Source organism: Terriglobia bacterium (assembly GCA_020073205.1).
Taxonomy (GTDB): Bacteria; Acidobacteriota; Polarisedimenticolia; order Polarisedimenticolales; family JAIQFR01; genus JAIQFR01.
In genome coordinates this window covers 1-23,352 of sequence record JAIQFR010000070.1, presented here as the reverse complement: position 1 = coordinate 23,352, position 23,352 = coordinate 1, and the positions used below count along the sequence as shown (strand labels likewise).

14 protein-coding genes are annotated in these 23,352 nt (G+C 69.4%); 10 read left to right on the top strand and 4 right to left on the bottom strand.

Annotated elements, in window-relative coordinates; genetic code table 11:
• From LAO51_14190 to LAO51_14180, 3 genes are all read left to right on the top strand, one after another.
• The coding region (locus LAO51_14190) for a S8 family serine peptidase (GenBank protein ID MBZ5639892.1) at positions 1 to 4,855 on the top strand (4,855 nt) is incomplete at its 5' end.
• 148 nt (positions 4,856 to 5,003) lie between these two features.
• Positions 5,004 to 6,992 carry a hypothetical protein gene (locus tag LAO51_14185; GenBank protein MBZ5639891.1) on the top strand — a complete coding sequence of 663 codons (1,989 nt, stop codon included), beginning with the start codon at positions 5,004 to 5,006 and terminating at the stop codon, positions 6,990 to 6,992.
• 128 nt (positions 6,993 to 7,120) lie between these two features.
• On the top strand, positions 7,121 to 9,118 hold the full coding sequence (locus tag LAO51_14180) for a tetratricopeptide repeat protein (GenBank protein MBZ5639890.1): 1,998 nt from the start codon (positions 7,121 to 7,123) through the stop codon (positions 9,116 to 9,118).
• Positions 9,119 to 9,190: 72 nt separating this feature from the next.
• Here LAO51_14180 and LAO51_14175 read toward each other — a convergent pair whose 3' ends face one another.
• The 3 genes from LAO51_14175 to LAO51_14165 form a co-directional block, all read right to left on the bottom strand.
• Positions 9,191 to 11,200 carry a tetratricopeptide repeat protein gene (locus LAO51_14175; GenBank protein ID MBZ5639889.1) on the bottom strand — a complete coding sequence of 670 codons (2,010 nt, stop codon included), beginning with the start codon at positions 11,198 to 11,200 and terminating at the stop codon, positions 9,191 to 9,193.
• Positions 11,201 to 11,267: 67 nt separating this feature from the next.
• The gene (locus tag LAO51_14170) at positions 11,268 to 11,708 is read right to left on the bottom strand and encodes a response regulator (protein ID MBZ5639888.1); all 441 of its coding nucleotides are present in this window, start codon (positions 11,706 to 11,708) and stop codon (positions 11,268 to 11,270) included.
• A gap of 215 nt (positions 11,709 to 11,923) precedes the next feature.
• Entirely contained in the window at positions 11,924 to 13,369 is a 1,446-nt protein-coding gene (locus tag LAO51_14165) for a glycosyltransferase family 39 protein (protein MBZ5639887.1), read from the bottom strand.
• Between the two features lie 116 nt (positions 13,370 to 13,485).
• Between LAO51_14165 and LAO51_14160 the strand changes: the two genes are divergently transcribed.
• The 7 genes from LAO51_14160 (at position 13,486) to LAO51_14130 (ending at position 22,593) form a co-directional block, all read left to right on the top strand.
• The gene (locus LAO51_14160; GenBank protein MBZ5639886.1) at positions 13,486 to 15,198 is read left to right on the top strand and encodes a glycosyltransferase family 39 protein; all 1,713 of its coding nucleotides are present in this window, start codon (positions 13,486 to 13,488) and stop codon (positions 15,196 to 15,198) included.
• A gap of 291 nt (positions 15,199 to 15,489) precedes the next feature.
• The gene (locus LAO51_14155; protein MBZ5639885.1) at positions 15,490 to 16,095 is read left to right on the top strand and encodes a hypothetical protein; all 606 of its coding nucleotides are present in this window, start codon (positions 15,490 to 15,492) and stop codon (positions 16,093 to 16,095) included.
• Between the two features lie 100 nt (positions 16,096 to 16,195).
• A complete protein-coding gene (locus tag LAO51_14150) occupies positions 16,196 to 17,713 on the top strand; it encodes a trehalose-6-phosphate synthase (GenBank protein MBZ5639884.1) in 1,518 nt (505 codons plus the stop codon).
• On the top strand, positions 17,710 to 18,510 hold the full coding sequence (otsB, locus tag LAO51_14145) for a trehalose-phosphatase (GenBank protein ID MBZ5639883.1): 801 nt from the start codon (positions 17,710 to 17,712) through the stop codon (positions 18,508 to 18,510). Before LAO51_14150 ends, otsB begins: the two co-directional genes overlap by 4 nt.
• Complete coding sequence (locus tag LAO51_14140) at positions 18,507 to 19,196, top strand: DUF5752 family protein (protein ID MBZ5639882.1); 690 nt, start codon at positions 18,507 to 18,509, stop codon at positions 19,194 to 19,196. Before otsB ends, LAO51_14140 begins: the two co-directional genes overlap by 4 nt.
• 11 nt (positions 19,197 to 19,207) lie before the next feature.
• A complete protein-coding gene (locus LAO51_14135) occupies positions 19,208 to 20,407 on the top strand; it encodes a glycosyltransferase (protein ID MBZ5639881.1) in 1,200 nt (399 codons plus the stop codon).
• Positions 20,408 to 20,601: 194 nt separating this feature from the next.
• On the top strand, positions 20,602 to 22,593 hold the full coding sequence (locus LAO51_14130) for a S46 family peptidase (GenBank protein ID MBZ5639880.1): 1,992 nt from the start codon (positions 20,602 to 20,604) through the stop codon (positions 22,591 to 22,593).
• On the opposite strand, the gene LAO51_14125 is transcribed toward LAO51_14130, so the two are convergent.
• Positions 22,571 to 23,352 (bottom strand): efflux transporter outer membrane subunit (locus tag LAO51_14125; protein MBZ5639879.1); only part of this gene is annotated, 782 nt, incomplete at its 5' end. The two genes, LAO51_14130 and LAO51_14125, sit on opposite strands and share 23 nt — an antisense overlap.

Below are 23,352 nucleotides of genomic sequence, written 5' to 3'. Positions count from 1 at the left end.
CCCCACGCACCGCAAGGTCGTCGGCTACGACAACTACGGCGGCGACGTGTGCGTGAACAACTACACCACGGCCGACGGGGGGCACGGCACCTGGACGAGCCAGCACGCCGCGGGCTCGATCTCGAACATGTCCTCGAATCCCGACACGACGCACACGCCCAACGGCAACTTCGACGACGGGATCGCCCGGGGCGCCAAGGTCTACTTCCAGGACATCGGGACCTCGGCGGGAACGCTCGCCGCGCCGCTCGATCTCGGTCCGTCCATCACGGCCGCCATCGGCAAGGGGTCGTTCGTCCAGAACCACTCGTGGGGGACGTCGTCGCCCACCTACGACACCGAGGCGAGCAACCTCGACACGGCCATCTTCAACAACCCCGGGATGGTCGTGACCGTCTCCGCCGGCAACGGCGGCGCGACGGGGCAGGGGACGATCGGCTCCCCGTCCACGGCGAAGAACGTCATCTGCGTGGGCGGTGCGGACGCCGCGAACCCGAGCTTCATGTTCGCGGACTGCAACTGGGACGGAACGGCCGGCTGCGCGTCCACCGACCTCGGGTCCGGCAGGGGACCGGTGGCGACGTCGCTCCGAACGAAGCCGGACATCCTCGGTTACATGGCGTTCAGCGCCACGGTGGGAGGCGAGAACGAGGCGGGGGACCGTCCCCATGCCATGTGCCAGACCGACGCCACCAAGACGGTCTACTACGACTTCAGCAACCTCCAGAATTTCGGCGGCACGTCGTTCTCCGCGCCGGAGATCGCGGGGCTCGCGGCCGTCGCCCGCGACTACTTCGTGTCCGGGTACTACCCGGGCGGCGCGCCGAGCGGCAGCGCCGTGACTCCCACCGGCTCGCTGATCAAGGCCCTGATCCTCGCCTCGGGCGAGGACATGGCGTCGACGGCCTTCCCCACGACGAGCATCTCGCTCGCGAAGCGGTACAGCAACGACGTGGGGTACGGCCGGGCGAACCTCCGCTCGGTCCTGCACATCGGGAGCGGTGCGCCGTTCCTGTGGGTCAAGAATGGCGACTCGCTCGGTGACGGCTCCACCAAGACGTTCCTCTACAACGTCAACGGAAACAGCATCCCGCTGCGGGTCATGATGGTCTACTACGACGCCGCGGGCAACGCGATCCAGAAGGACGCGGACCTCAAGGTCACGATCGGGGCGAACGTCTACTGGGGGAACAACTTCTCCGGCGGCTGGAGCACCTCGGCCACCTCGGTCCGCGACCACACCAACCCGACGGAAGGCGTCTTCCTCGACGCCGCGCACGGGCTGCCCGGATCCGGGACCGTGCAGGTCGACGTGATCGGCTTCAACGACCCGGGAGGGATGAACTACTCGCTGGTGGTCTCGGGCGACGTCGCGGCGCAGGACGTCACGCAGGTCTCGCTGGACAAGGGGAAGTACAACTGCTCCGATACCGTGACCGTCACGGTGAACGACGCCGCCGCCAGCTCGCCGGTCTCCGTCACGCTGACGAGCCGCAATTCCGTCTCGACGGTCATCGACACCCAGGTCGTGAGCTGCACCGGCTCGGGTGGGGTGTTCACCGGGAGCATCGCCACCGGCAGCGGCATCGCGGTGGCGGACGGCGGGAGCCTGACCGCGACCTACGCGGCGGTCACCCCTGCCGTCGCGGCCGTCTCCTGCCAGGTCGCCGTCGCCGACGGCGGGTACATCATCGAGGGGGGCTGCGACAACAACGCAGCGGGCACCGACGCGATCTCCGGCCCGCTGTTCAACGGCGGGAGCAACGAGTTCTACACGAAGTACATGGACGCCGGAGAGTACAACGCCTACACGGTCGGGTTCGTGAACCAGACCGGGGCTGCCCTGACGGACCTGCACGTCCACCTCAGCTTCTCGGGAGCCGGGGCGTCCAAGATGACCGCCCTCAACAACGACATCTTAGTGGGCGCGGTCCCCGCAGACGGGCTCACCGGCGCGGTGTTCCAGGTGTTCACCGACCCGTCCACCGCCGGTCTCACGCTCGTCAACATGAACTTCGACATCACGTCGCCCGCGGACGGGTTCACGACGGCGAAGCGCCTGACCCAGATCCGCCCGCTGCAAGCCAACGACATCGTCACGAGGCAGAAGCACTGCAGCGTCTTCGACACGAGCCCGCTTCCGTCTTCGGCGTGGTACGAATCGGTGATCACCGGCGCCACCACCAACCCGTGGCGCTGGATCGGGAGCGCGACCCAGCCCGCCACGGTGGGCAGCGAGAACCGGACGGACGGCATCTGCAGCAGCAGCGCGGCGAACAAGGGGATGATGGTGGGCAACTCGGCCACCACCGCGGCGAACAACTTCAACAACAACGCCGACTCGTTCCTTCTGACGAACTTCCAGCCGGTCCTGACGGGGAACAACGCCAACGGCCAGCCGTACTTCTACCAGTGGAAGTGGCACTCGTTCTACCACGCGTCGGAGACCCTCTCGAATCAGGGCGGCGTGTGGGGAGCCTTTTACGACGATCAGTGGAACAGCACCACGAATCCCACGGGGGACCAGGCGAGTGCTTTCCCGATCGTGGTCTGCTGCTACTACCAGACGATCTTCGATTACGTGGGGATCTGGAACTGGGAGACGGCCAACACGGGGACGCCGGACGATCCCCACTTCGGGCCCAGTACCGGGGGAGCCCCGAACCAGATCATCATCACGTTCAACGGCGTGGGGGGTCAGGCCACGACCAGCACCTGGTTCGCGTACGGCCACGAGCACACGGACATCTACTACTTCAACGGCGGGACCGGTCACGGCACGCACCGTGACGTCGCGCTCGACGACGACGACCTCGTGTACGACCAGTGGTACGCGGACGCCCAGGTCGGGAACTCCTGCGGCGTGGGCGGCCAGGTGGGGCAGGTCGCCTTCGACCGGTACAGCTACGACAACTGCCCGTCGTCCACCGCTGTGCTGAGCGTGGTGGACGCCAATGCCACTTCGCCGCTGACGGTGACCGTGACGAGCCCGGGGACCGGCGACAGCGAGGTCGTGACCCTGACGGGGTCGGCGCCCTTCTTCTCGGGGACGCTGACCCTGGCGACCAACACCGGCGCCGGCAACAACAACGGGGTGCTGTTCGTCTTGCCCAGCGAGACCATCGCCGCCACGTACACGGACACCTCGCCGGCGGGGAGCACCACGACCCATGCCAACATCGGGTGCACCGGGGGCAACGTCCTGTACGTGTCCAACACGCAGGTCGCGGACAACGGGGACAACGACACGATCGCGGACAACAACGAGACCGTGACCCTGGACCTCACGATCCACAACGGCCTGGCGACGAACCTCACCAACACGAAGGTCTCGCTCTTCTCGACCTCGCCCAACATCGACTGCATCCCCGACAACCATGCGCTCTACGGCACGGTGGTCGCGGGGGCCGACGCGACGAACCCGCCGGGCGACCGGTTCACGTTCCACGTGGCGTCCGCGGTCGCCTGCACCGACCCGCAGAACCCGCCCAGCGCGCAGTTCACGGTGGTCATCACCGGGGACGGCTTCGACGGCTCCGCGACGCTCCAGACGTTCAGCATCAACCTGGACCTGGACAACACCGGCGGGAGCTTCAACTACACCCAGAACTTCAACGTGGATCCCGGTTGGTTGACCGGGGCGACGCCCGACGACACCGGCACGTGCTCGGGCTATTCCAACAGCTTCCACTGGTGCGCCGCGTGCGGGAATGGCAACGGCGGCTATGGGGCCTGGGTGGGCAACAACGCGTTCGGGACCGCACTCCAGACCTACCCGCCCAAGGACTCCTCGACGCTCTACTCGCCGGTCTTCCTGGCGAACGGCAACGTCACCCTGCAGTTCGACGTGGCGTACGAGACCGAGACCCCGTACGACGGCGCGATCGTCCAGAGCAAGGTGGGAGCGGGCAACTGGACCCTCCTGCCGTTCACCACGCCGGCCCAGGCGGCCACGTTCACGGGCGACTTCTGCAGCCCGCTGGCCTCCGGCGTCACGGCCTGGACCGGCGGGCCCGTCAGCTACACCACGACGAACGCGGCCACGGTCGCGGCCAGCGTCGGCCAGACCGTCCAGTTCCGGTGGAGGCTCGGATCCGACTCGTCGGTGGTGGCCGGCGGGCTCGGAGTGGACAACGTCAACATCGGTAACCTGCAGCAGCAGGTCTGCGAGCCGACCCGGAACACCGGCCTGCCGGGCTGCCCGGCGGCTTGCGTGGCTCCCAGCGCCCTCACCAACAACTCGGCGGTGGACGTCGATTCGAACGCGGACACGGGCGTCCAGGTGAGCTGGGCTCAGGACGCCGGCAACTGGGGCGACGGCGGGAGCGGCACCCGGACGTACGACGTGCTGAGAAACGGCTCCCCGGTCGCCACGGGGATCGCGTACGGCACGACCACCTACAACGACAACACCGGCGTGAACGGGACTTCCTACACCTACAGCGTCCGCTACAACAACGGCTGCGGCTTGAGCGCCGCGACCGCGGGCGTCGCGGCGGCCGACGTCGTCTGCTCGGCGACGACGCCCACCGGGCAGACGGTGGTCGCGTACGGCGCGGGGACCCTGAATTGGACCGCGGTATCCGGTGCGACCTGGTACGACGTGGTCCGGGGCACGCTCTCCGTGCTCCAGTCCAGCGGAGGTAACTTCACGACCGCAACCGACAGCTGCTCGTCCAACGACCAGGTGGGCACGTCCTACACCGACGGCAGCGTCCCGGCCCTCGGAGACGGCTACTGGTATCTCGTCCGGGCCGGCAACTGCGCCGGACAGGGCACCTACGACGAGGGTCAGCCCTCGCAGATCGGATCGCGCGACGCCGAGATCGCGGCGTCGGGGCACGCCTGCCCTTGAACTGCTTCCCCGCGGGCGCGCGATCGAGCGCGCCCGCGGGCATTCCGATGCGAACGCGCGCGGCGGCGGCCACCCGGCCGCCGCCGCTTTTTTCTGCCTCGGAATGCTAGACTCGGGGCGCCGTCAGAGGGCAAGGGGGAAGGGCCGGTTGGCCAGGTCGCAACGGGATTCCGGGGTCTCGCCTCGACCGGAAGGAAGCGGCGTCGCCCCGCGACTCGATCGGGTCGGGGAGCTTCTCGGTCCGCTCGCGCCTCTGGCGACGGTCGCCCTGGCGGCGGTCTTCGCGTTCAGGCGCCTGGACGATTTCGACACCTGGTGGCATCTCGCCGCGGGGCGGTGGATCGTCCAGCACAGGGCGGTCCCAAGCACCGACACGCTCTCCCACACGGTCCGGGATCATCCCTGGATCAATCTCGAGTGGGCCTACGAGGTTCTTCTTTACCTCCTTCATGCCGCCGGCGGCCCGGTCCTGCTGTGTCTCGCCGCCGCGGTCACTTGCTCGCTGGCGGTCTGGCTGCTCCTGCGGCTCGTCCGAGCGGAGCTCGGAGACGTCGGCGGCGCCTGGATCGTGCTGGCGGCGCTGCTCGTCATCGAGGACCGCTTCGTGATCCGTCCCGAGATGGTCTCCTTCCCGCTCCTCCTGGGGCTGCTCACCATCCTGGATCTCGGCCGGCGCCGCGAGGGGCGCGGGCTGTGGCTGCTGGTCCCGCTGATGGTGGTCTGGGTCAACGTGCACGGACTCTTCGTCATCGGCGTGTTCGCGATTCTCTGCGCGCTCGCGAGCGCGGTCGGCTCCCGGATTCCCGCTCTCCCCGCCAGCGTGAGGGAAGGCTCCCGCTGGGACGCCGCGTCGTTCCGGAAGCTGGCGATCTGGGGATCGGCGGCGATGGCGGCGGTCGTCGTGAACCCGTTCGGCCTCGCGGGGGCTCTTCTCCCGGTGAAGCTCTACACCCTGATCGACAAGTCGAGCCCGGCCCTCCAGTCGATCGGGGAGTTCCGGTCACCGTTCGCGGTCGACGTGGGCGGCGTCTCGATCGCGGCTTACAAAGGTCTGCTGGCCGTCGGCGCCGCTTCCATCCTGGTCGCTCTGGTCAAGGGCCTACGACGCGGTCCCACGGAGGGAGCCACCGGTGTCGAGGGAGTCGACTTGGGAAGCATCGCGTTCTTCGCGGGACTTGCGGCGCTGTCGGTCGTCGCCCGCCGGAACGCCGCGCTCTTCGCTCTCGGGGGAACGCCGTGCATCGCCCGGTCCCTCGGTTCGATCGTGCGATCCCTGCCGGCGCGGGCTCGCGACCGGCTCCGCGGATTCACCCCGCTCGCCGCTTGGGCGGCCGTCGTCGGCGCGATCGTCCTCGGAGCGCTCGTGGTCACGGGAACTTTCTACCGCTGGGACGGGCAGTGCCGGGAGTTCGGCGGCGGGATCCTCGAGGGGACGTTCCCGGTGCGCGCGGCGGCGTTCGCCCGGGAGGCTAGGCTCCCGCCGAAGCTCTACAACGACGTCGCCGCGGGAGGGTACCTCGCGTGGGACGATCCGATCGGCGAGGGTGTCTTCATCGACGGGCGGCTCGAGGTCTACGACTCGCGGTTCTTCCACGATTACGTCGCCGCGATGTACGACCAGGCGAAGTGGGAGGCCGAAGCCGACCGGCTCGGGATCGAGACCGTCATCCTGTTCCACCGCTGGGAGAACCGCCGTCTTCTCGTGGAGCGGCTCTTCCGCGGCGGCAAGTGGTCCCTGGTCTACGCCGACGAGGTCGCCGCGGTCTTCGTCCGCGCGAAGGGGAACGAGCAAGCCATCGCGCGGGCCGTCTCGTTGAGCGACCGTTACAACAGGGCGACGCGGGCGTGGCTCGAGCGTCCCATCCCGAAGATCCACTTCCCCGGGGGGCGGATCGAGGGAACGCGGTCCTTCGCGCGCCTCCTCGCCACCATCGGAGACGGGGACGGCGCGGCCGAGCAATACTCGAGGCTGTTCGAGCTCGGGATCCCGGAGCCGGAGGAGATCGAGACCCGGCTCCTCATGGCCAAGTACTTCTCGGAGTCGGGCCGAGCCGACCGGGCCAAGAAGGAGCTCGAGCGGATCCTCACGATGGACCCGGGAAACCGCGAGGCTCAGGAGAGATTGCGCGCGCGCTAGGGGCGCGGCTCGGGAGCCGGACGTCGGCCCGGCTCGCGTCGGAGCGTCGTCCGGCCGTCGTTCCCCGGGCGCCGGATTGTGTGGTGTAATCGGCCTCTTCGGCCGGTCGGGTCGGGAGAGGAGCTCGGGTGACCCACGGAAGAGCCCAGCGCCGCCGCCGACTCGAACGGGAGCCCCCAACCCGCTCGGGCCAGCCCGGTGCCTGGGAGCTGCCGGCCACCCGCGCGGCCGGGGCGGCCCTGGTCCTGATCCTCCTGACCTTCGCGGTCTTCCATCCGGTTCTCGGCTTCGGCTTCCTCGGCCTGGACGATCCCCGGTTCGTCAGCGCCAACGACGAGGTGCAAAAGGGGATTCGCGCGGAGAGCCTCCGCTGGGCCTTCACCACCACGGACCTCGGCTTCTACGCGCCGGTGACCGCGCTGTCGCACATGGTCGACTGCCAGATCTTCGGGCTGCATCCATGGGGCCATCACCTCACGAACCTCCTCCTGCACGCCGCGTCGGCCGTCCTGCTGCTCTTGTCGCTGCACAGGATGACGGGAGCCCTGAGGCCCAGCTTCTGGGTCGCGGCTCTGTTCGCCGTCCACCCGCTTCACGTGGAGCCGGTGGCATGGGTCGCCGAGCGGAAGGAGGTGCTCTGCGGGTTCTTCTGGATGGCCGCCATGCTCGCTTACGCCAAGTACGCCAGAGCACCCTCGCTTCGCCGCTACGTGGCGGTGATGGTCGCCTGCCTCCTCGCGCTCCTCGCGAAGTCCATGGCGGTGACCCTTCCCTTCGCCCTCCTCCTCCTGGACTTCTGGCCGCTCCGCCGCTGGCCGGGAGGATTCGCAGGATCCGGGCGGCCGGCACCGCTCAAGACGCTCCTCCTGGAGAAGGTCCCGTTGCTCCTGCCCGTCCCGCTCCTCGCGCTCATCACGCTGAAAGCGCAGACCGACATGGGAGCCCTGGGATCCTCGGAGGCCTTCCCTCTGGGCGAGCGAATCGCGAACGCCCTCTACGCGTACGGTGCCTACCTCTTCAAGGCCGTGGCTCCCGTCGGCCTGGCGGCCCTGTACCCGTTCGAGCACGGGGGGATGCCTCTCTTCAAGCCCGTGGGCGGCGCGCTGGCGCTCCTCCTCGGGACCGCGGGCGCCGCGCTCCTGGCCCGGAAGCGACGCTACGTCGCGATGGGCTGGTTCTGGTTCGTGGGGACCCTGGTGCCGGTCATCGGGCTCGTGCACGTGGGGTCGCAGTCCATGGCGGACCGCTACACGTACCTCCCGCTGGTGGGGATCTTCGTCATCGTCGCCTGGACGGCAGACGACGCGCTGACAGGTGTCTCCGCGGGCGCGAGGCGCGCGAGCGCGGTCGCGGCGGGCGTCGTCGTCGTGTCGCTCGGCGCCATGGCCTACGCTCAGACCTCGACCTGGAAGGACGACGAGGCCCTCTACACGCGGATCCTGCGGGTATCACCGAGGGCCGTCCTGGCCTATTTCAATCTCGGCAACCTCTACCTGTTCGAAAAGGGGGATCCGGAGACGGCGCGGGGGTACTACGAGAAGGCGCTCGTGGTCGATCCCCGCTACGGCGATGTCCAGCTGAACCTCGGGATCGCTCTGGCGCGTCAGCGGAAGACCCGGGAGGCGCTGGATCACTTCGAGGAAGCGGTCCGGCTCAAGCCGAGCCAGCCGGAGGCGAGGCTCAACCTGGCGACCGCGCTTCTGCAGAGCCGGCGGCTTCCGGAAGCGGCGGAAGCCTATCGAGCGTACCTCGCTCTTCGGCCGGACGATCGGAAGGGGCACTCGGGCCTCGGCCTCGTCTATGGCGAGATGGGGGACTGGGACCGGGCGACGGCCTCCCTCTCTCGTGCCGCCGAGCTGGGTCCCGGGGATGGCCCCACCATCAGCCTCCTCGGCTTCGCCCTGCTCAGGCGGGGAGACGAGGAGCGCGCGAGGAACGCCTTCGGTCGCGCCCTCTCCATCGATCCGGCACTTCCCCAGCCGCATTACTACCTGGGACTCATGGCGCTTCAAGCTGGGGACGTGGCGGGAGCCGAGGGACAGCTCGTCCCGTTGCGCCGTTTGGATCCGGGGATGGCCAGGTCCCTCGAGGACCAGATCGGCAGGACGCGGGCTTCAGGTCGTTGACATCACGGCGGGCAGAGCGACGACAGGTCCAGCGCGGCCCACCAGGGTCGCCCGTTCCGGGAGTCCGGCCGGCTACCGCGCAACGCCTCGCCGCTGCAGCTCCGCGAGGCGGGCGAGGACGGACTCGGCCTCCGCGGTGCGCTGCTCCACCTGCAAGAGCATGCCGAGGTTTCCCAGGGCTTCGAGATTGTCGGGCTGGAGCTTGAGGGCGCTTCGCAGAAGAGCCTCCGCCTCGGCGTAGCGCCGCTGCTCCCCCAGGAGGCCGGCCAGGTTGCTCAGGACCTCCACGGAATCCGGTTGCATCGTGAGGGCCTTCCTCAGGAGGACCTCGGCGTCCGCGAGGTGCCCCTGCCTCGCCAGGAGCCCCGCGAGATTGCTCATCGCCTCGATCGAATCCGGCTTCAGCTCGAGGGACCTCCTCATCACGCGCTCGGCCTCCGCCGAGCGCCCCTGGTCCTTCAGGACCTCGCCCAGGTTGTCCAGGACCTTGGGATCGTCCGGAGTCTTCTCGAGGACTTTCCGCAGCAGGACCTCGGACTCGGCGAACCGCTGCTCTTTGAGCAGGACACCCCCGAGACTTCCGATCGTGGCCACGGAGTCCGGCTTCAGCTCCAGTGCCTTCCTGAACTGGCTCTCGGCTTCGGTGTAGCGTCCCTCGTGCTCCAGCGCGGCCCCGAGGTAGCTGTGCATCGTCGGGCGTCCTTCGTGCTCGAGAGCCGCCCCCATGAACAGGCGCATCGTCGAGCTGGTCTTCATGACCTCGAGGGCGTGCTGGAACAGCGTGATCCCGTCGTTCCAGTAGCCCACCTGCACCGACGTGAGCCATGCCAGCCCGCCGAGGATCGCCGCCGCGCCCGTTCCCACGCACCACGCCGGGAAGCGGAGCGCGCCGACGAGCGCCTTGGCTCCCCAGGCCAGGCCGATGAATACCCCGATGAGCGGCACGTACGTGTACCGATCCGCCCACCCTTGGAGGCCCACCTGCACCAGGCCGATGACCGGAACCAGCGTGCCGAGGTACCAGAGCCAGCCGACGAGGAAGTACGGGTGACGCCGCGCGAGGGACCCGGCCGCCGCCGAGGTGCCGATCAGGAACGAAGCGGACGCCACGAGCTGCCAGGTCGGGAGCCCGTTCCAGGGATGGGGGTAGAACACGGCCAGACCGCTCGGCCAGACCATCATCCAGAGGTAGCGCACGTACGAGACGAGGGCGTTCCCGAATCGGAGTTGAAACGGCATCTGCTCCAGCGATCCGACGCTTCCCCCGGCTTTCTGAACGAGGTAGGTGACGACGGAGACCCCGATCGCCAGCCCGAACAGGGGCAGCTTCTCCGCCAACAGCCTCGCGGCGTCGCGCCGCCAGCCATCCCCGGCTCGGAAACGCCCCAGGGGCCAGTAGTCGAGCAGCAGGAGCACCATCGGGAGCGTGACCAGCATGGGCTTGGCCGCGAGGCCCAGGGCGAGGCAGGCGATCACCCCCAGGTAACGGACGGCCCCGGGCCGCCTCGTGTAGCGGCCGTACGCTCCCAGGGTCAGGATCCAGAAGAGCGTGCTGAGCACGTCCTTCAGCTCCGAGACCCACGCGACGGATTCCACGTGCAGGGGGTGGAGGGCGAACAGCGCGGCGACGAAAGCTGCGGGCCACAGCGCGTCCGCGTCGGAGGCGCTGCGTCCGGCGAGCGACCTCAGCACCAGGAAGAGGAGGACGGCGTTCAGGGCGTGGATCAAGAGGTTCAAAAGGTGGTGGGCGCCGGAGTTCAGCCCGAAGAGCTGCGCCATCGCCATGTGAACGAGCCAGGTGAGCGGCTGCCAGTTGGACGCGTGGCCGGTCGTGAGGGCCCAGCGGACGTTCGCGAGAGTGAGACCTCCGGTCACGTGTGCGTTCTCGACGACGTGCTGGCCGTCGTCGTAGGTGATGAAATGCGCACTCGTGATCTGCCAGTAGACCAGCAACGTCAGTGCCGCCAGGGCCGCGGAGATCGCGAGCCCCGTCGCGCCCCGTGACGCGAGGCGAGTCGGGACCGCGCCCCCGGACCGGGTCTCCTGCGACGCGGGCTGCCTCTTCCGATCTCGTTTTCCCATGCCTCGCCACTCGACTTGATGGTCCCAGATGATAGTCCATGTCGGCGTGGGCGAGCGGTGGGCGCGGTCAGGGGACGACGACGATCCTCCGCCTCGAGCGCCTCCTCGGCCTTCGCACCGGCGCATCGACGTCCGGCCAGCCGGCACGCGGGAGGAGCTTGCGGATCTTCGCGACGAGGATCCTCCCGTTGATGGGCTTCGAGACGAAGTCGTCGCAGCCGGTGGCGAGAGCGGCGTAGCGGCGGCCGTTCCGGACGTCCGCGAGCAACAGGATCGCGGAGCGGCGGCCGTCCTCCGTCGCCTTCAGCTCCTTGCACACCTCGAAACCGTGCTTCCGGGGGACGAGGTCCTGGATCAGCGTCAGGTCGGGAAGGTACCTCTTGAACGCCGCGATCCCGGCGACCCCGTCCCTCGCCACGATCGGCTGGATCCCGAGCGAGGACAGCAGGCCGCGGATCCGGCAGATGCTGCACGGGTCGTAGTCAATGAGGAGGACCGTCACGTTCATCGAGGCTCTCGACCGGGGAGCAGGCTCGCGCGATCCCGGCGACCGTGTAGATACGGAATCCCCGGGGAAATTCAAGGAGGTCTTTCGTAATCGTCCTCGGGTCCCCCTGAGAATCGCCGAATTCGCCGACGGGGCGGCGGCGGGATTGCAACAACAGCAGGGTCGCGCGGAGGCCCTGGTCGGGGAACCGCCGCGGAGCCGCCGCCGTCCCGACGCTAGCGGAAGTAGACGGGACGGATCACGACCCACTGCGCGAACACGACGGAAGCCAGCAGCAGCGCGGGCAAGGCGAAGGCGACCGCGCGCCGCGAGGAGCCGGAGCCGAGCGCGAGCGACCTCTCGATCCCCAGGCCGATGAGCGTCGCCGACGCTCCGATCGACGGATAGAGGAGCCGGCCCTGCTCGGCCCAGAACAGGAGGTCGAAGGCGAGGAGCGAGGCGAGGTTCAGGGTCGCCGCCGCCCAGAGGAGCGCGAGCGTCGGCCGCCCCGCACCGGAGGCGTCCCCCACGCCGTGCGGGAGCAGCGTCGCGAGGCTCGTCAGGCTCAGCAGCCCGTAGAACAGGTATTGCCCGAGAGGAAGACGAAGCGTCAGCCACCCGAAGCGTCCCCAGAAGCTCGTGAACAGGATCGGAGCGAGCTTCCTCGATAGGTATTCCCAGCGCAGGCCGGGCGGGAGAACGAAGATCGGATGGATCATGCTCCGCGTCTTCCAACCGAAGAAGTCCAGTCCGCCGTAGATCCATGCGTTCCGCACGTAGAACCACCCGGCGATCCCCACTGCAATCGCGGCCAGGAGGGCCAGGTCCCGGGAGAAGGCCCGGAACCCCGGCGATCTCCGCCAAAGAACCACGGCGACGGGAATCGAGAGGAACATCATGTTCGGCTTCGCGAGCATGCCCAGCCCCAGGAACGCCCCGAGGAGCGCGACGTCCAGGCGCCCGGCGCGCTCGCTCCTCAGAACGGCCGCCGTCCGCCACAGCGCGAGGGTTGCGAAGGCCGTCACCAGGTTGTCGTTGTTGAGCAGGCCCGACAGGTAGACGAACTGCGGATTGAAGGCAACGACCGAAAGCGCGACGATCTGCGCGCATCGCCGCCCCGGTGCCGCCTCCCGCGCCAGGAGGTGGAGGCCCGCGAGCGTCGTGAGTCCGCACAGCGTCGAGAAGACCCGCATCCAGTGGACGGACCGAAGCGGCCCGGGGGCGAGCGGTCCCCCCTCCGGATGCACGAACAGATTCGGCTCGGTACCCCGTGGAAAGCCGAGCCAGAGGGGATTCATCGCCGGGAGCGTGCCGCCCCTCGACGCCATCCGGGCCAGCTCCTTGAAGCTCACCACGCCGATGTGGCTGATCGCGGCGCCGCGCTCGGGGTCCGCCACGCGCAGGATCGCCGCCGGAACCAGGTAATAGAGGGGCGGGCCGAATCCTTCCGTGTCGGCCGTGCGCTCGGGATCGGTCTGCACCGGGAGGCCTCTTCCCTGCGCGAGGAGCCGGGCGTAATGGAAGTGGCTGTGCTCGTCCGGCCCGTCGAAGGGAGGGAAGAGGAGGTTCGAGGACAGGGAGAGGACCACGAAGCACGCGGCGATCGCGGCGAAGGCTCTCCACGGGAGGTCGCCGTCGTTCCCGCGGGGCCGCTCCTCCTGCTCCGGTCGATCGCTCCCCAACGCTTCCGTCCTCCGCGACGTCGCGATCGGCCGAAGAATACCCCGGTTCGGAGCGCGGGGGATGCCGGGCCCGATCCCCCTTCCGTGGCGCTCGGGTCCGTGGCACGATCTCGCGCATGGAGGATCGGGGACGGCGGCGAGCGGCGTGGGCGTGGCGCGGAACGGCCTGTCTTGCCGCGGCCGTCTTCCTCGTCCTCTGCGCGGCCGCGGCGCGCCGGGAGACGCCGACCATCGACGAGTTCGCGCACCTTCCCGCGGGATGCGCCTACTGGAGCCAGGGCGCGCTGACGCTCTACTGCAAGAACCCGCCCCTCCTCAAGTTCTGGCTCGCGCTCCCGGTCGCGACGGATTCCGGGGTGACGATCCCGCGTTTCTCCGGCAACCCGCTGGGGTGGGGGCCCTGGGAATACGGCCAGAGATTCATGGGGGCCAACCGGGAACGGTACTTCGACCTCTTCTTCCGCGCGCGCCTGATGGTCGTGGCGCTGGGCCTCCTGACCGGGATCCTCCTGTACGCTTGGAGTCGCGAGCTGTTCGGGGAGCGTGCCGCCGCGGTCGCGGCGTCGCTCTTCTTCCTCTCGCCGCCGGTCCTCGCGCATTCCCATCTCGCGACCCTCGACGCGGGGTGCATGCTCACGGTGCTGGTCGCCTGCTGGGCGCTGCGCTGGGCCTGCCGTCGCGGCGGGGCCGGCGCGATGGCGCTCGCCGGAGCGGCGCTCGGTCTCGCCATGGCCGTCAAGTTCACCGGTCTCCTGATCGCGCCGGCGGCCCTGATCCTCCCCGCCCTGAGCCGCCGCGAGCCGGCGGTCACGCGGCGGCGGCGGCTCTCGCTCTGGGCGCGCGACGCCGCGATCCTCTTCGCGGTCGCGCTCTTGGTCGTGAACGCATCCCTCGCGTTCCGCGGGTCGCTCCGCCGGCTCGACGGCTATCGCTTCCATTCCGGCTTCTGCGTCGGACTGCAGCGGGCGCTGCCGGGCGCCCTGCCGGTCCCGCTGCCGCAGGACTACGTGGTGGGATTCGACGCGCAGAAGCTGGACACCGAGGCGGGGGAATTCTCGAGCTATCTCCATGGGGAGTGGTCTCCCGAAGGGTGGTGGTACTACAACCTCGTGGCGCTCTTTCTCAAGACCCCCATCCTCGTTCTGATCCTCGCCGCCGCCGGGATCGTGGCTTGGAAGTGGCGCGGAATCGGCGCGGCGGAGACCTGGCCGGTCGTCCTTCCGTGCGCGAGCCTCTTCCTGTTCCTCTCGGTCTTCAACCGGCTCGACGTCGGGATCCGATACCTTCTGCCCCTCTTCCCGTTCCTCCACCTCGCCGCCGGGAGCACGCTCGCGGAGCCTCGGGTGCCCCGGCCCGGGCGCTCGAGGGATCTCCTCTCGGCGGTCGCGATCGCGCTGGGTCTCGTGACCGCGATCACGGCGTCCTCGGACCCGCTCGCGTACTTCAACTGGATCGCGGGCGGATCGTCGCGAGGGCACGAGTGGCTGCTCGACTCGAATCTCGATTGGGGCCAGGACCTCTACCGCGTGCCGAACGCGGTGGCGCGGCTCGCTCCCGGCGGGCCGATCGGGCTGCTCTACTGCGGACACGTCGACCCGTCGTTGTACGGGCTGCAGTATGCTCCGGTCCCGCCGCAGCCCATCGCCGGTGTCCTGGCCGTGAGCGTGAATTTCGTCATGGGCATGCGATACCTCGCGCCCGCTCCCGATGGAAAAGTCGCCTGGGTGAAGCCCGAGCATCTGGCCTGGCTGCGGTCGTACGAGCCCGTCGCGCGGCTCGGCTCGATCTGGATCTACGACACGCGGGAGAAACGACGGGACACCAGGTAGTTTCGCGTCATCGCGTAAATTCAGGAAGGTCGTCGTTTCGTTTCGATCCACGGGGCCGCGGCATTTCGACGCGGTCGCGTCCTCGATCCCACAATAAAAGACCAAATCGCGCCTGTTTCGCCTCTCTTGCGTCGCTTCCATCCTCCGTGGCATCCGCCTTGCGGAACCCTGGGAACGAACGGATCCCGCAGTTCCGGTCGCAGGCGACCCTACGCTCTGAAACCGGTAACGCCTTCTCCGAACGTCTCATCGCGACGCGGACGCCGGGATCCCCGAGGAAAGGAGGACGTGATGAAACCGACCCTTCTCGTGCTTTCAGTCGTCGCCGTGCTGGCGACGTTCACGGGATGCGCCGAGATGCCCGCGCAGGACCTCGACGCGGCCAAGCAAGCGTTGGACAACGCGAAGAGCGCGCAGGCCGCCGATTACGCGCCGGATGCCTGGCGAGTGGCGAGCGATGCGGAGACACGGCTCGAAGCGGAGCTGGCCGCCCAGGGAGATCGGAGCGCGCTGTTCCGCTCCTACTCGAAGGCCCGGGACATGGCCGCGGAGGTCAAGCGAAACGCGGAGCAGGCCGTGGCCGATGCCGCCACCGGCAAGGAAAAGGCCAAAGAGGAAGCGACCCAGCTGATGGCTCAGGCGAAGCAAGCGAACGAGCAGGCGCAGCACGATCTCGCCTCGGCGCCGAAGGGGAAAGGGACCGAGGCGGATCTGGCGAGCCTGAAATCCGACACCGAGAGCGCCCAGACGACGCTCCAGGACATGGAGGGCGCGTTCGACCGAGGCGACTACCTCGGAGCCAAGATCAAGGCTCAGGCCGTGATCCAGGCGGCGGATCAGGTGCGGAAGGAAATCGAGAAGGCCAAGAGCGCGCGCAACGGGGAGCGACACGCCTGATCGATCGCGGATTCTCGGGGCGCGGCCGGTCGCGGCCGCGCCCCACCCACCGCCCGCCCGCGTGCGGCGGGCTCCCGATCCGAGGAGCGCGAGACCTACGATGAATGCCGAGACCGATCTCGAGTATCCCGCGCCGCTGGTCGTGATGTCGAACCGGCTCCCGTACGATCTTCCGAGGAAGCCGGGCGGTCGCCCGTCGAGGAAGAACGTGGGAGGCCTCGTCAACGCGCTCGAGCCCGTCCTGGCCGAGCGCGGGGGCTCGTGGATTGGTTGGGACGGCTCGCCGCTTCCGTCCGGCACCGCCGTCGCCGCCGCGATGTCGGAGCCGCCCGCGCCCGGCCGGGCCGGCTTCCACGGCGTCCCGCTGAGCGAGCGGGAAGTCGCGCTCTACTATCACGGCTTCTCCAACCGCGCTCTCTGGCCCCTCTTCCATGGCTTTCCCGAGACGGCGGTCTTCGCACCGGAGAGCTTCGCCGCCTACCGGCGGGTGAACCGCCGCTTCGCGGAGGTCGCCCTCGGCCGCGCCTTGAGCGGGAGCCGGGTTTGGGTCCACGACTTCCACCTGATGCTCGTCCCGCGGATCTTGAGGGACCTCGGTTACCGCGGGCGCATCGACTTCTTCCTTCACATCCCGTTCCCGCCGCCGGAGATCTTCCGCGTGCTCCCGTGGCGGGAGGAGATCCTCCGCGGGCTCCTGGCCGCGGACGCCGTGGGGTTCCATATCGCGTCCTACCGGGACAACTTCGCTCAGGCCGCTCGGGAACTCGTCGGCGCGGAGATCGTCGCGCGAGGACGCGGCGCAGCCTCCATCCTGCGCCACCGGGGGGGAGAGACGTCCGCGGTCGCGGTCCCCATCGGGATCGACGTCGCCGACTTCGAGCGCATCGCGAGGCGCCCGGAGATCTCCGCCCGCGCGCGGGACCTGAGGGAGGTCCACGGTAATCGCCGCATCCTCTTCGGGGCGGACCGGCTCGACTACACGAAGGGAGTCCGGGAGAAGCTGCAAGTCCTCGAGCGGTTGCTATCGGTCCGACCGGAGGCCGCGGGCCGCGTGGTCCTGATCCAGATCGTCGTGCCCAGCCGCCACCAGGTGGAGGAGTATCGGGCCATGAAGCGCGAGATCGACCGCGAGGTCGGCCGGATCAACGGGGAATACGGCAGGGAGGGGTGGATGCCCATCCATTACCGGTACCGGGCGCTGTCGCGGGAGGAGCTGGTCGTGCATTACCTCGCCGCGGACGTCGCGCTCGTCACGCCGCTCCGGGACGGCATGAACCTGGTGGCATCGGAGTTCGCCGCGTCTCGCGTGGACGAGGACGGCGTGCTCATGCTCAGCGAGTTCGCCGGGGCGGCGGAGAGGTGCTCCTCGGCGATCCTCGTCAACCCCTACGATCTCGAGGGGTGCACCGAAGCGCTGGGGACGGCGCTCGCGATGGACCGCCTGGAGCGACGGGCACGCATGGTGGGCCTCCGCGCGGCGGTCCGGTCGAACCCGGTCGCGAGGTGGGCGGAGCGCTGCCTCGAGCAGGAGGAGCCTCGGGCCCGCGTGGCGACGGCGGCGTGGCGCGGCGCGGGCGCTCCTTCGCGAGCCCCGCGGTTCCGGATCGTCGAGCCATGAGGCGGAGCCCCTCCGCGAGCCTGGCGATGGAGGTCGCGCGAGCGGCGCAGCGGAGAGGAGCCGCCCGCCTCCTCGTCCTCGACGTCGATGGAACGCTCGCGCCGATCGCCCCGACGCCGGGGGAGGCGCGGGTGCCGAAGGCCACGCTTGACGCGCTCCACGGACTCGTCCGTCTCGGCTGGTCGATCGTGGTCGTATCCGGCCGGCCAGCCGAGGAGGCCCGCCGCATGGTCCCGGTCCCGGGGGTCCGGGTCTTCGGAAGCCACGGCCTCGAGCGCCCCCGCGCTCGCGGTCGCCACGTCGCGCTGGCCCCGAGGATCCGCCGGCGCCTGGCCCTGCTCGCCGCGGCGGGAGCCCGCCTGGCCTCGGGGATCGACGGGGCGTGCGTCGAGTCGAAGCCCGCCGGTGTCGCGTTTCACGACCGGACGATCCCACGGCCCGGCCTCGCGCGTTGGCGAAGAGGGGTCCGCGAGCTGCTGGCGGCATCGGATCTCGCCGGACTCGAGGTGATCCGGGGCCACCGCGTCGTGGAGGTCCGGCCGGAAGGCGTTCACAAGGGCACGGTGCTCGACGCGGCGGGTCGCCTTCCGGCGAAGGGGAAGCCGGATCCGAGCCTCGTCGCGCTGGGGGACGACCGGACGGACGAGGACCTGTTCCGCGCGATCGGAGGACGCGGTCTCGGGGTCCGGGTCGGGCGGAGCCGTCTCGCGACCCACGCGACCCGCCGGCTCCCGTCGCCGCGGGCGGTCCTGCGTTTCCTGGAACAGGTGGTGGAGGCGTCGAGGGGCGAGCGATGACTTCGCAAGACGTCTTTCACGCGCGGTCGGCCGTGCCGTTCCGGTTCGTGGATTACGAGGGCCTCGTGATGCCGACGGGCCTCCGTGCGGCGAACCTCAAGGAGCTGGCCGACCTGCTCCGCATCGTGCCGTCCGAGGCGATCCACCACCACCTCCACCGGACGCCGCTCAGCCACCGGTTCGGTGTCTGGGACTACCCGAACGACTTCGCGCAGTGGGCCGCCCACTCGCTGGAGGACCTGGCGCTCGCCGAGAAGCTCGCGGCGCTCGACCCTTACGCCCACCGGAGCTTCGAGGAGACCCGCGACTCGATCGTGGACCTCATCGAGGACCATCTGGACGGCCTGGCCAGGGTGCCGTGGGTCCGCCCCGGGTTCGAGTTCCACTTCGCGAGCGGCCGCTTCCAGGCGTACCCCGGCGATCGCGAGGTCTCCTCCCTCGCCGAGATGAGGGACGCGCTGGCCTCCCTGCCGCTCAGCTCGATCTACTATCACTTCCACGAGGCGCGGCTGCGCGTTCCCGGCGAAGAGTCGGACGACTTCTCCCGGTGGATCGAGGGGCAATTCGGTCCCCTCCCGATCGTCGAGCGCCTCCGCCGGATCGACTTCTACTTCTACTCCCTCGACGACCTGCGCGCGCGGATCGTCGCGCTCTTCGACCAGGAGCGGCCTGGGGGGGAGCCGTGAGCGCGCCCGGCCTGAGCGACTACGCGCCGATCGTCGGGCGCGAGCGGATCGACAACCTCAGGCGGCTGGCGCGGCGCCTCGAGGGGCTCAAGGTCGTCGTGGTGAACTCGACCCGCGTGGGTGGAGGCGTGGCGGAGATGTTGAACCGCCACGTGCCGCTCTTCGGCGAGCTGGGCATCGCGATCCGGTGGGAGATCGTCGAGGGGACGCCGGAGTTCTTCGAGGCGACGAAGACGATGCACAACGCACTCCAGGGCGCCCCCCGCGACCTGACGCCGGCCCTGCGGGCCGCCTACCTCGAGACCAACCGGAGGAACGCCGGGAGGCTCGATTTCGACGCCGACGTCGTGGTGATCCACGATCCGCAGCCCGCGGCGCTCATCGATCACGCGACCCGGACGTGTCCCTGGGTCTGGCGCTGCCACATCGACGCCTCCCGCCCGCACCGGAGCGTCTGGCGCTTTCTGCGTGGGTTCATCAGCCGGTTCGACGCGAGCGTCTTCTCCATGCCCGCGTTCGCCCAGAACCTCCCGCACCCCCAGTACGTGATCGCGCCGTCCATCGATCCTCTCGCCCCGAAGAACCGGGACATGGAGGAGGGCGAGGTCGACCAGGTCCTGGCCCGCTTCGGCCTCGACCGGTCGCGCCCGCTGATCGTGCAGGTCTCCCGGTTCGACCGGTTCAAGGACCCGGTGGGCGTCGTCCGGGCCTTCCGGATGGTCCGCCGCAGGGACGACTGCCGGCTGGTGCTCGCGGGAGGCGGCGCGGCCGATGACCCCGAGGGCGCCCAGGTGCTGGGGGAGGTGATCGACGAGGTCGGTGACGATCCCGACGTCACGATCCTCGAGCTGCCGCCGGAGAGCGACCGCGAGATCAACGCGCTCCAGCGTGCGGCGACGATCATCGTCCAGAAGTCTACCCGCGAGGGGTTCGGACTGACCGTGACCGAGGGGCTCTGGAAGGGGCGTCCCGTCATCGGAGGGGCCGCGGGCGGCATCAAAGTCCAGGTCTACGACCACATGACGGGCTTCCTGGTGCATTCCCCGGAGGGGCTCGCGTACCGGCTCCGGTACCTCCTCAACCGGCCGGGCCTCGCCGAGGAGATGGGCGCGCGCGGGCGGGAGCTCGTGCGGCATCACTTCCTGCTGACCCGCCACCTGCGCGACCAGCTCACGCTCTTCCTCGAGGTCACCGGGCGGGCGGCGGGCTGAGACCCGGAGGAATCGCCCGCCGCTGGCGCGCATCCCGAGGTGTTGTACCATCCCGCGCCGGGCCCCGGACGACGGGCCCGAGCAGGAGGTTCGGCGTGCGCGGATCATGCGGTCTCGCGAAGCGGACGGGCGGGTGGCTCCTTCTCCCGGCGGTCGCTCTGGCCCTCTCGACGGCGGCGGGCGCGGACGAAGGCATGTGGACCTTCGACAATCCGCCCCTGAAGCCGCTCAAGGAGCAATACGGCTTCGAGCCCACGAAGCAGTGGCTCGAGCACCTTCGGCTCGCGTCGGTGCGATTCAACGACGGGGGTTCCGGCTCCTTCGTCAGCCCGAACGGCCTGGTGCTCACCAATCACCACGTCGCCAGTGGGCAGCTACAGAAGGTCTCGACCCCGGAGAAGGACTACCTCGAGAAGGGATTCCTATCTCGCAGCCCTTCCGAGGAGATGAAGTGCCCCGATCTGGAGCTGAACGTGCTCATGTCGATGGAGGACGTGACCGCGAAGGTGGCCGCGGCGATCCCGCCGGGGGTCGGCGAGAAGGAGGCCAACGACGCGCGCAAGGCGGTGACGGCTAGAATCGAGAAGGAGAGCCTCGACGCCACCGGCCTCCGGTCCGACGTGGTGAGCCTTTACGAGGGCGGCGAGTACTGGCTCTACCGCTACAAGAAGTACACCGACATCCGCCTCGTGTTCGCGCCCGAGAGGAGGATCGCGTTCTTCGGCGGCGACCCGGACAACTTCACCTACCCGCGCTACGACCTGGACATGGCGCTCTTCCGCGTCTACGAGAACGGCAAGCCGATCGCGAGCCCCGCCTACCTCAAGTGGAACGCGAAGGGGGCGGCCACCGGAGAGCTGGTCTTCGTCTCCGGCCATCCCGGGTCGACCGACCGCATGCGGACCCTGGCGCAGCTCGAGTTCGCGCGGGACCACGGTTACCCGACCTACCTCGAGCTGATCCGTCGTCAGCTCGACGTCGCGCGGCGCTACTCGGGGCGAGGCCCGGAGCAGGCCCGCGAGGCCGCGGACATGATCTCCGGCCTCGAGAACGCGCTCAAGGCGATCCGCGGGGAGTACGAGGCCATCAAGGAGCCCCGCCTGCTCGCCGGCAAGGCCCGCGACGAGCAGGATTTCCGCAGGGTCGTGGCGAGCCGGCCCGACTGGCAGAAGGCGTACGGGGGAGCGTGGGAAGACGTCGCCGCGGCCGAGAGCCGCTACGTCGAGCGATACGGGCAGCGGGTCTACCGTGGCCTCGGCGGGTACCAGCTGCCCGACACCGCGATGACCCTCGTGCGCTACGTGACCGAGATCAAGAAGCCCGACGGCGAGCGCCTCGAGGAGTACCACGAGGCGGGCCTCGAATCCCTCCGCTTCTACCTGCTGTCGCCGGCTCCCGTTTACCCTGGCTTCGAGGAGGTGCTGCTCGCCGACGGCCTTCAGAGGGCCCTGGACAAGCTCGGGCCCGACGACGCGTTCGTGAACGCCGCGCTGGGCGGCAGGAAGCCGGAGGAAGTCGCGAAGGATGCCATCGCAGGCACCAAGCTCGGCGATCCCGCGGAGCGCAAGAAGCTGCTGGACGGCGGGGAGGCCGCGGTGGCCGCCTCCACCGATCCCCTCATCGTCCTGGCCCGCCGGGTCGATCCGGTCCTGCGCGAGACGCGGAATTGGTACGAGGACACCATCGAGAGCGTCGAGAGATCGGGCGGTGAGAAGCTCGGCAGGGCCCGCTTCGCGGTCTACGGCAAGTCGAGCTACCCCGACGCGACGTTCACGCTGCGCCTCGCGTACGGCACGGTCAAGGGGTACCCGATGAACGGCACCGACGCCCCTCCCAAGACGACCTTCTATGGGCTGTACGACCGGGCCGCGGGATTCGACTTCAAACCCCCGTACGACCTGCCGTCGCGCTTCCTCGAGCGTAGGGACCGGCTGGATCTCTCCACCCCGCTGAACTTCGTGCTGAGCGGCGACATCATCGGAGGCAATTCGGGCTCCCCGGTGGTCAATCGGGCGGGCGAGATCGTGGGGCTGATCTTCGACGGCAACATCGAGAGCTTGGTGGGTCCCTTCGTCTTCGACGAGACCGTGAACCGCGCCGTCGCGGTCCACACCGCCGCGATGACCGAAGCGCTCGGGAAGATCTACGACGCCGAGGGCCTGGTCAAGGAGCTGATCGAGCCGTGACGCCGGCGGGCGGGAGGGTGAACGGCAGGTCCGACGATCGCCATCCGCCGCCCAGCGCCTTGACGAGGCCGACGCTGGCGACCATGCGCCGCGTCAGCAGGTCGACCGCCGTGCGCTCGTTGGTCAGGGCGGCGCTCTGCGCCGAAACGACCTCGAGATAGGTCGTGATGCCCCCCTGATACCGGTTCTTCGCCAGGGTCAGCGAGCGCTCGGCCGCCGCGACGGCTTCCGCCTGCTGCGTCGCCTCCTCGGAGAGGATGCGCAGTGAGGCCAGCTGGTCCTCGACCTCTTGGATCGCCGTGAGAACGCTCTCGCGGTACGCGGCCACCGAGGCGTCGTAGGACGCAAGCGCCTGCTCCTTCGCGGCGCGCCGCCTCCCTCCGTCGAAGAGCGTCTCGACCAGCGCGGGCCCGAGCGACCAGAACCGGTTCGGCAGCGACAGGAGACCGGCCAGCGCCGAGCCCTCGAAGCCGCCCGTCGCGGAGAGCGTCAGCGACGGGAAGTACGCGGCCTTCGCCGCTCCGATCTGCCCGTTGGCCGCGGCCACACGGCGCTCCGAGGCGGCGACGTCGGGGCGTCGCTCGAGGAGATCGGAGGGAAGTCCCGCCGGGACCTCCGGAGGGGGGCCGTGGATCGGCACGGGCGGGATCGCGAATCCCGCAGGGGGCTTCCCGACGAGGATCGCGACGGCGTGCTCGAATCGGGCCCGCGTCGCCGCGACGTCGATCGCCAGTGCGCGTGTCGTCTCGAGCTGCGTCT

Coding starts and splice junctions, on each gene's coding strand:
- LAO51_14175 (MBZ5639889.1), bottom strand. CDS start 11,200: ATGGGAAAACGAGATCGGAAGAGGCAGCCCGCGTCGCAGGAGACCCGG.
- LAO51_14170 (MBZ5639888.1), bottom strand. CDS start 11,708: ATGAACGTGACGGTCCTCCTCATTGACTACGACCCGTGCAGCATCTGC.
- LAO51_14160 (MBZ5639886.1), top strand. CDS start 13,486: ATGGAGGATCGGGGACGGCGGCGAGCGGCGTGGGCGTGGCGCGGAACG.
- LAO51_14155 (MBZ5639885.1), top strand. CDS start 15,490: ATGAAACCGACCCTTCTCGTGCTTTCAGTCGTCGCCGTGCTGGCGACG.
- LAO51_14150 (MBZ5639884.1), top strand. CDS start 16,196: ATGAATGCCGAGACCGATCTCGAGTATCCCGCGCCGCTGGTCGTGATG.
- otsB (MBZ5639883.1), top strand. CDS start 17,710: ATGAGGCGGAGCCCCTCCGCGAGCCTGGCGATGGAGGTCGCGCGAGCG.
- LAO51_14140 (MBZ5639882.1), top strand. CDS start 18,507: ATGACTTCGCAAGACGTCTTTCACGCGCGGTCGGCCGTGCCGTTCCGG.
- LAO51_14130 (MBZ5639880.1), top strand. CDS start 20,602: ATGTGGACCTTCGACAATCCGCCCCTGAAGCCGCTCAAGGAGCAATAC.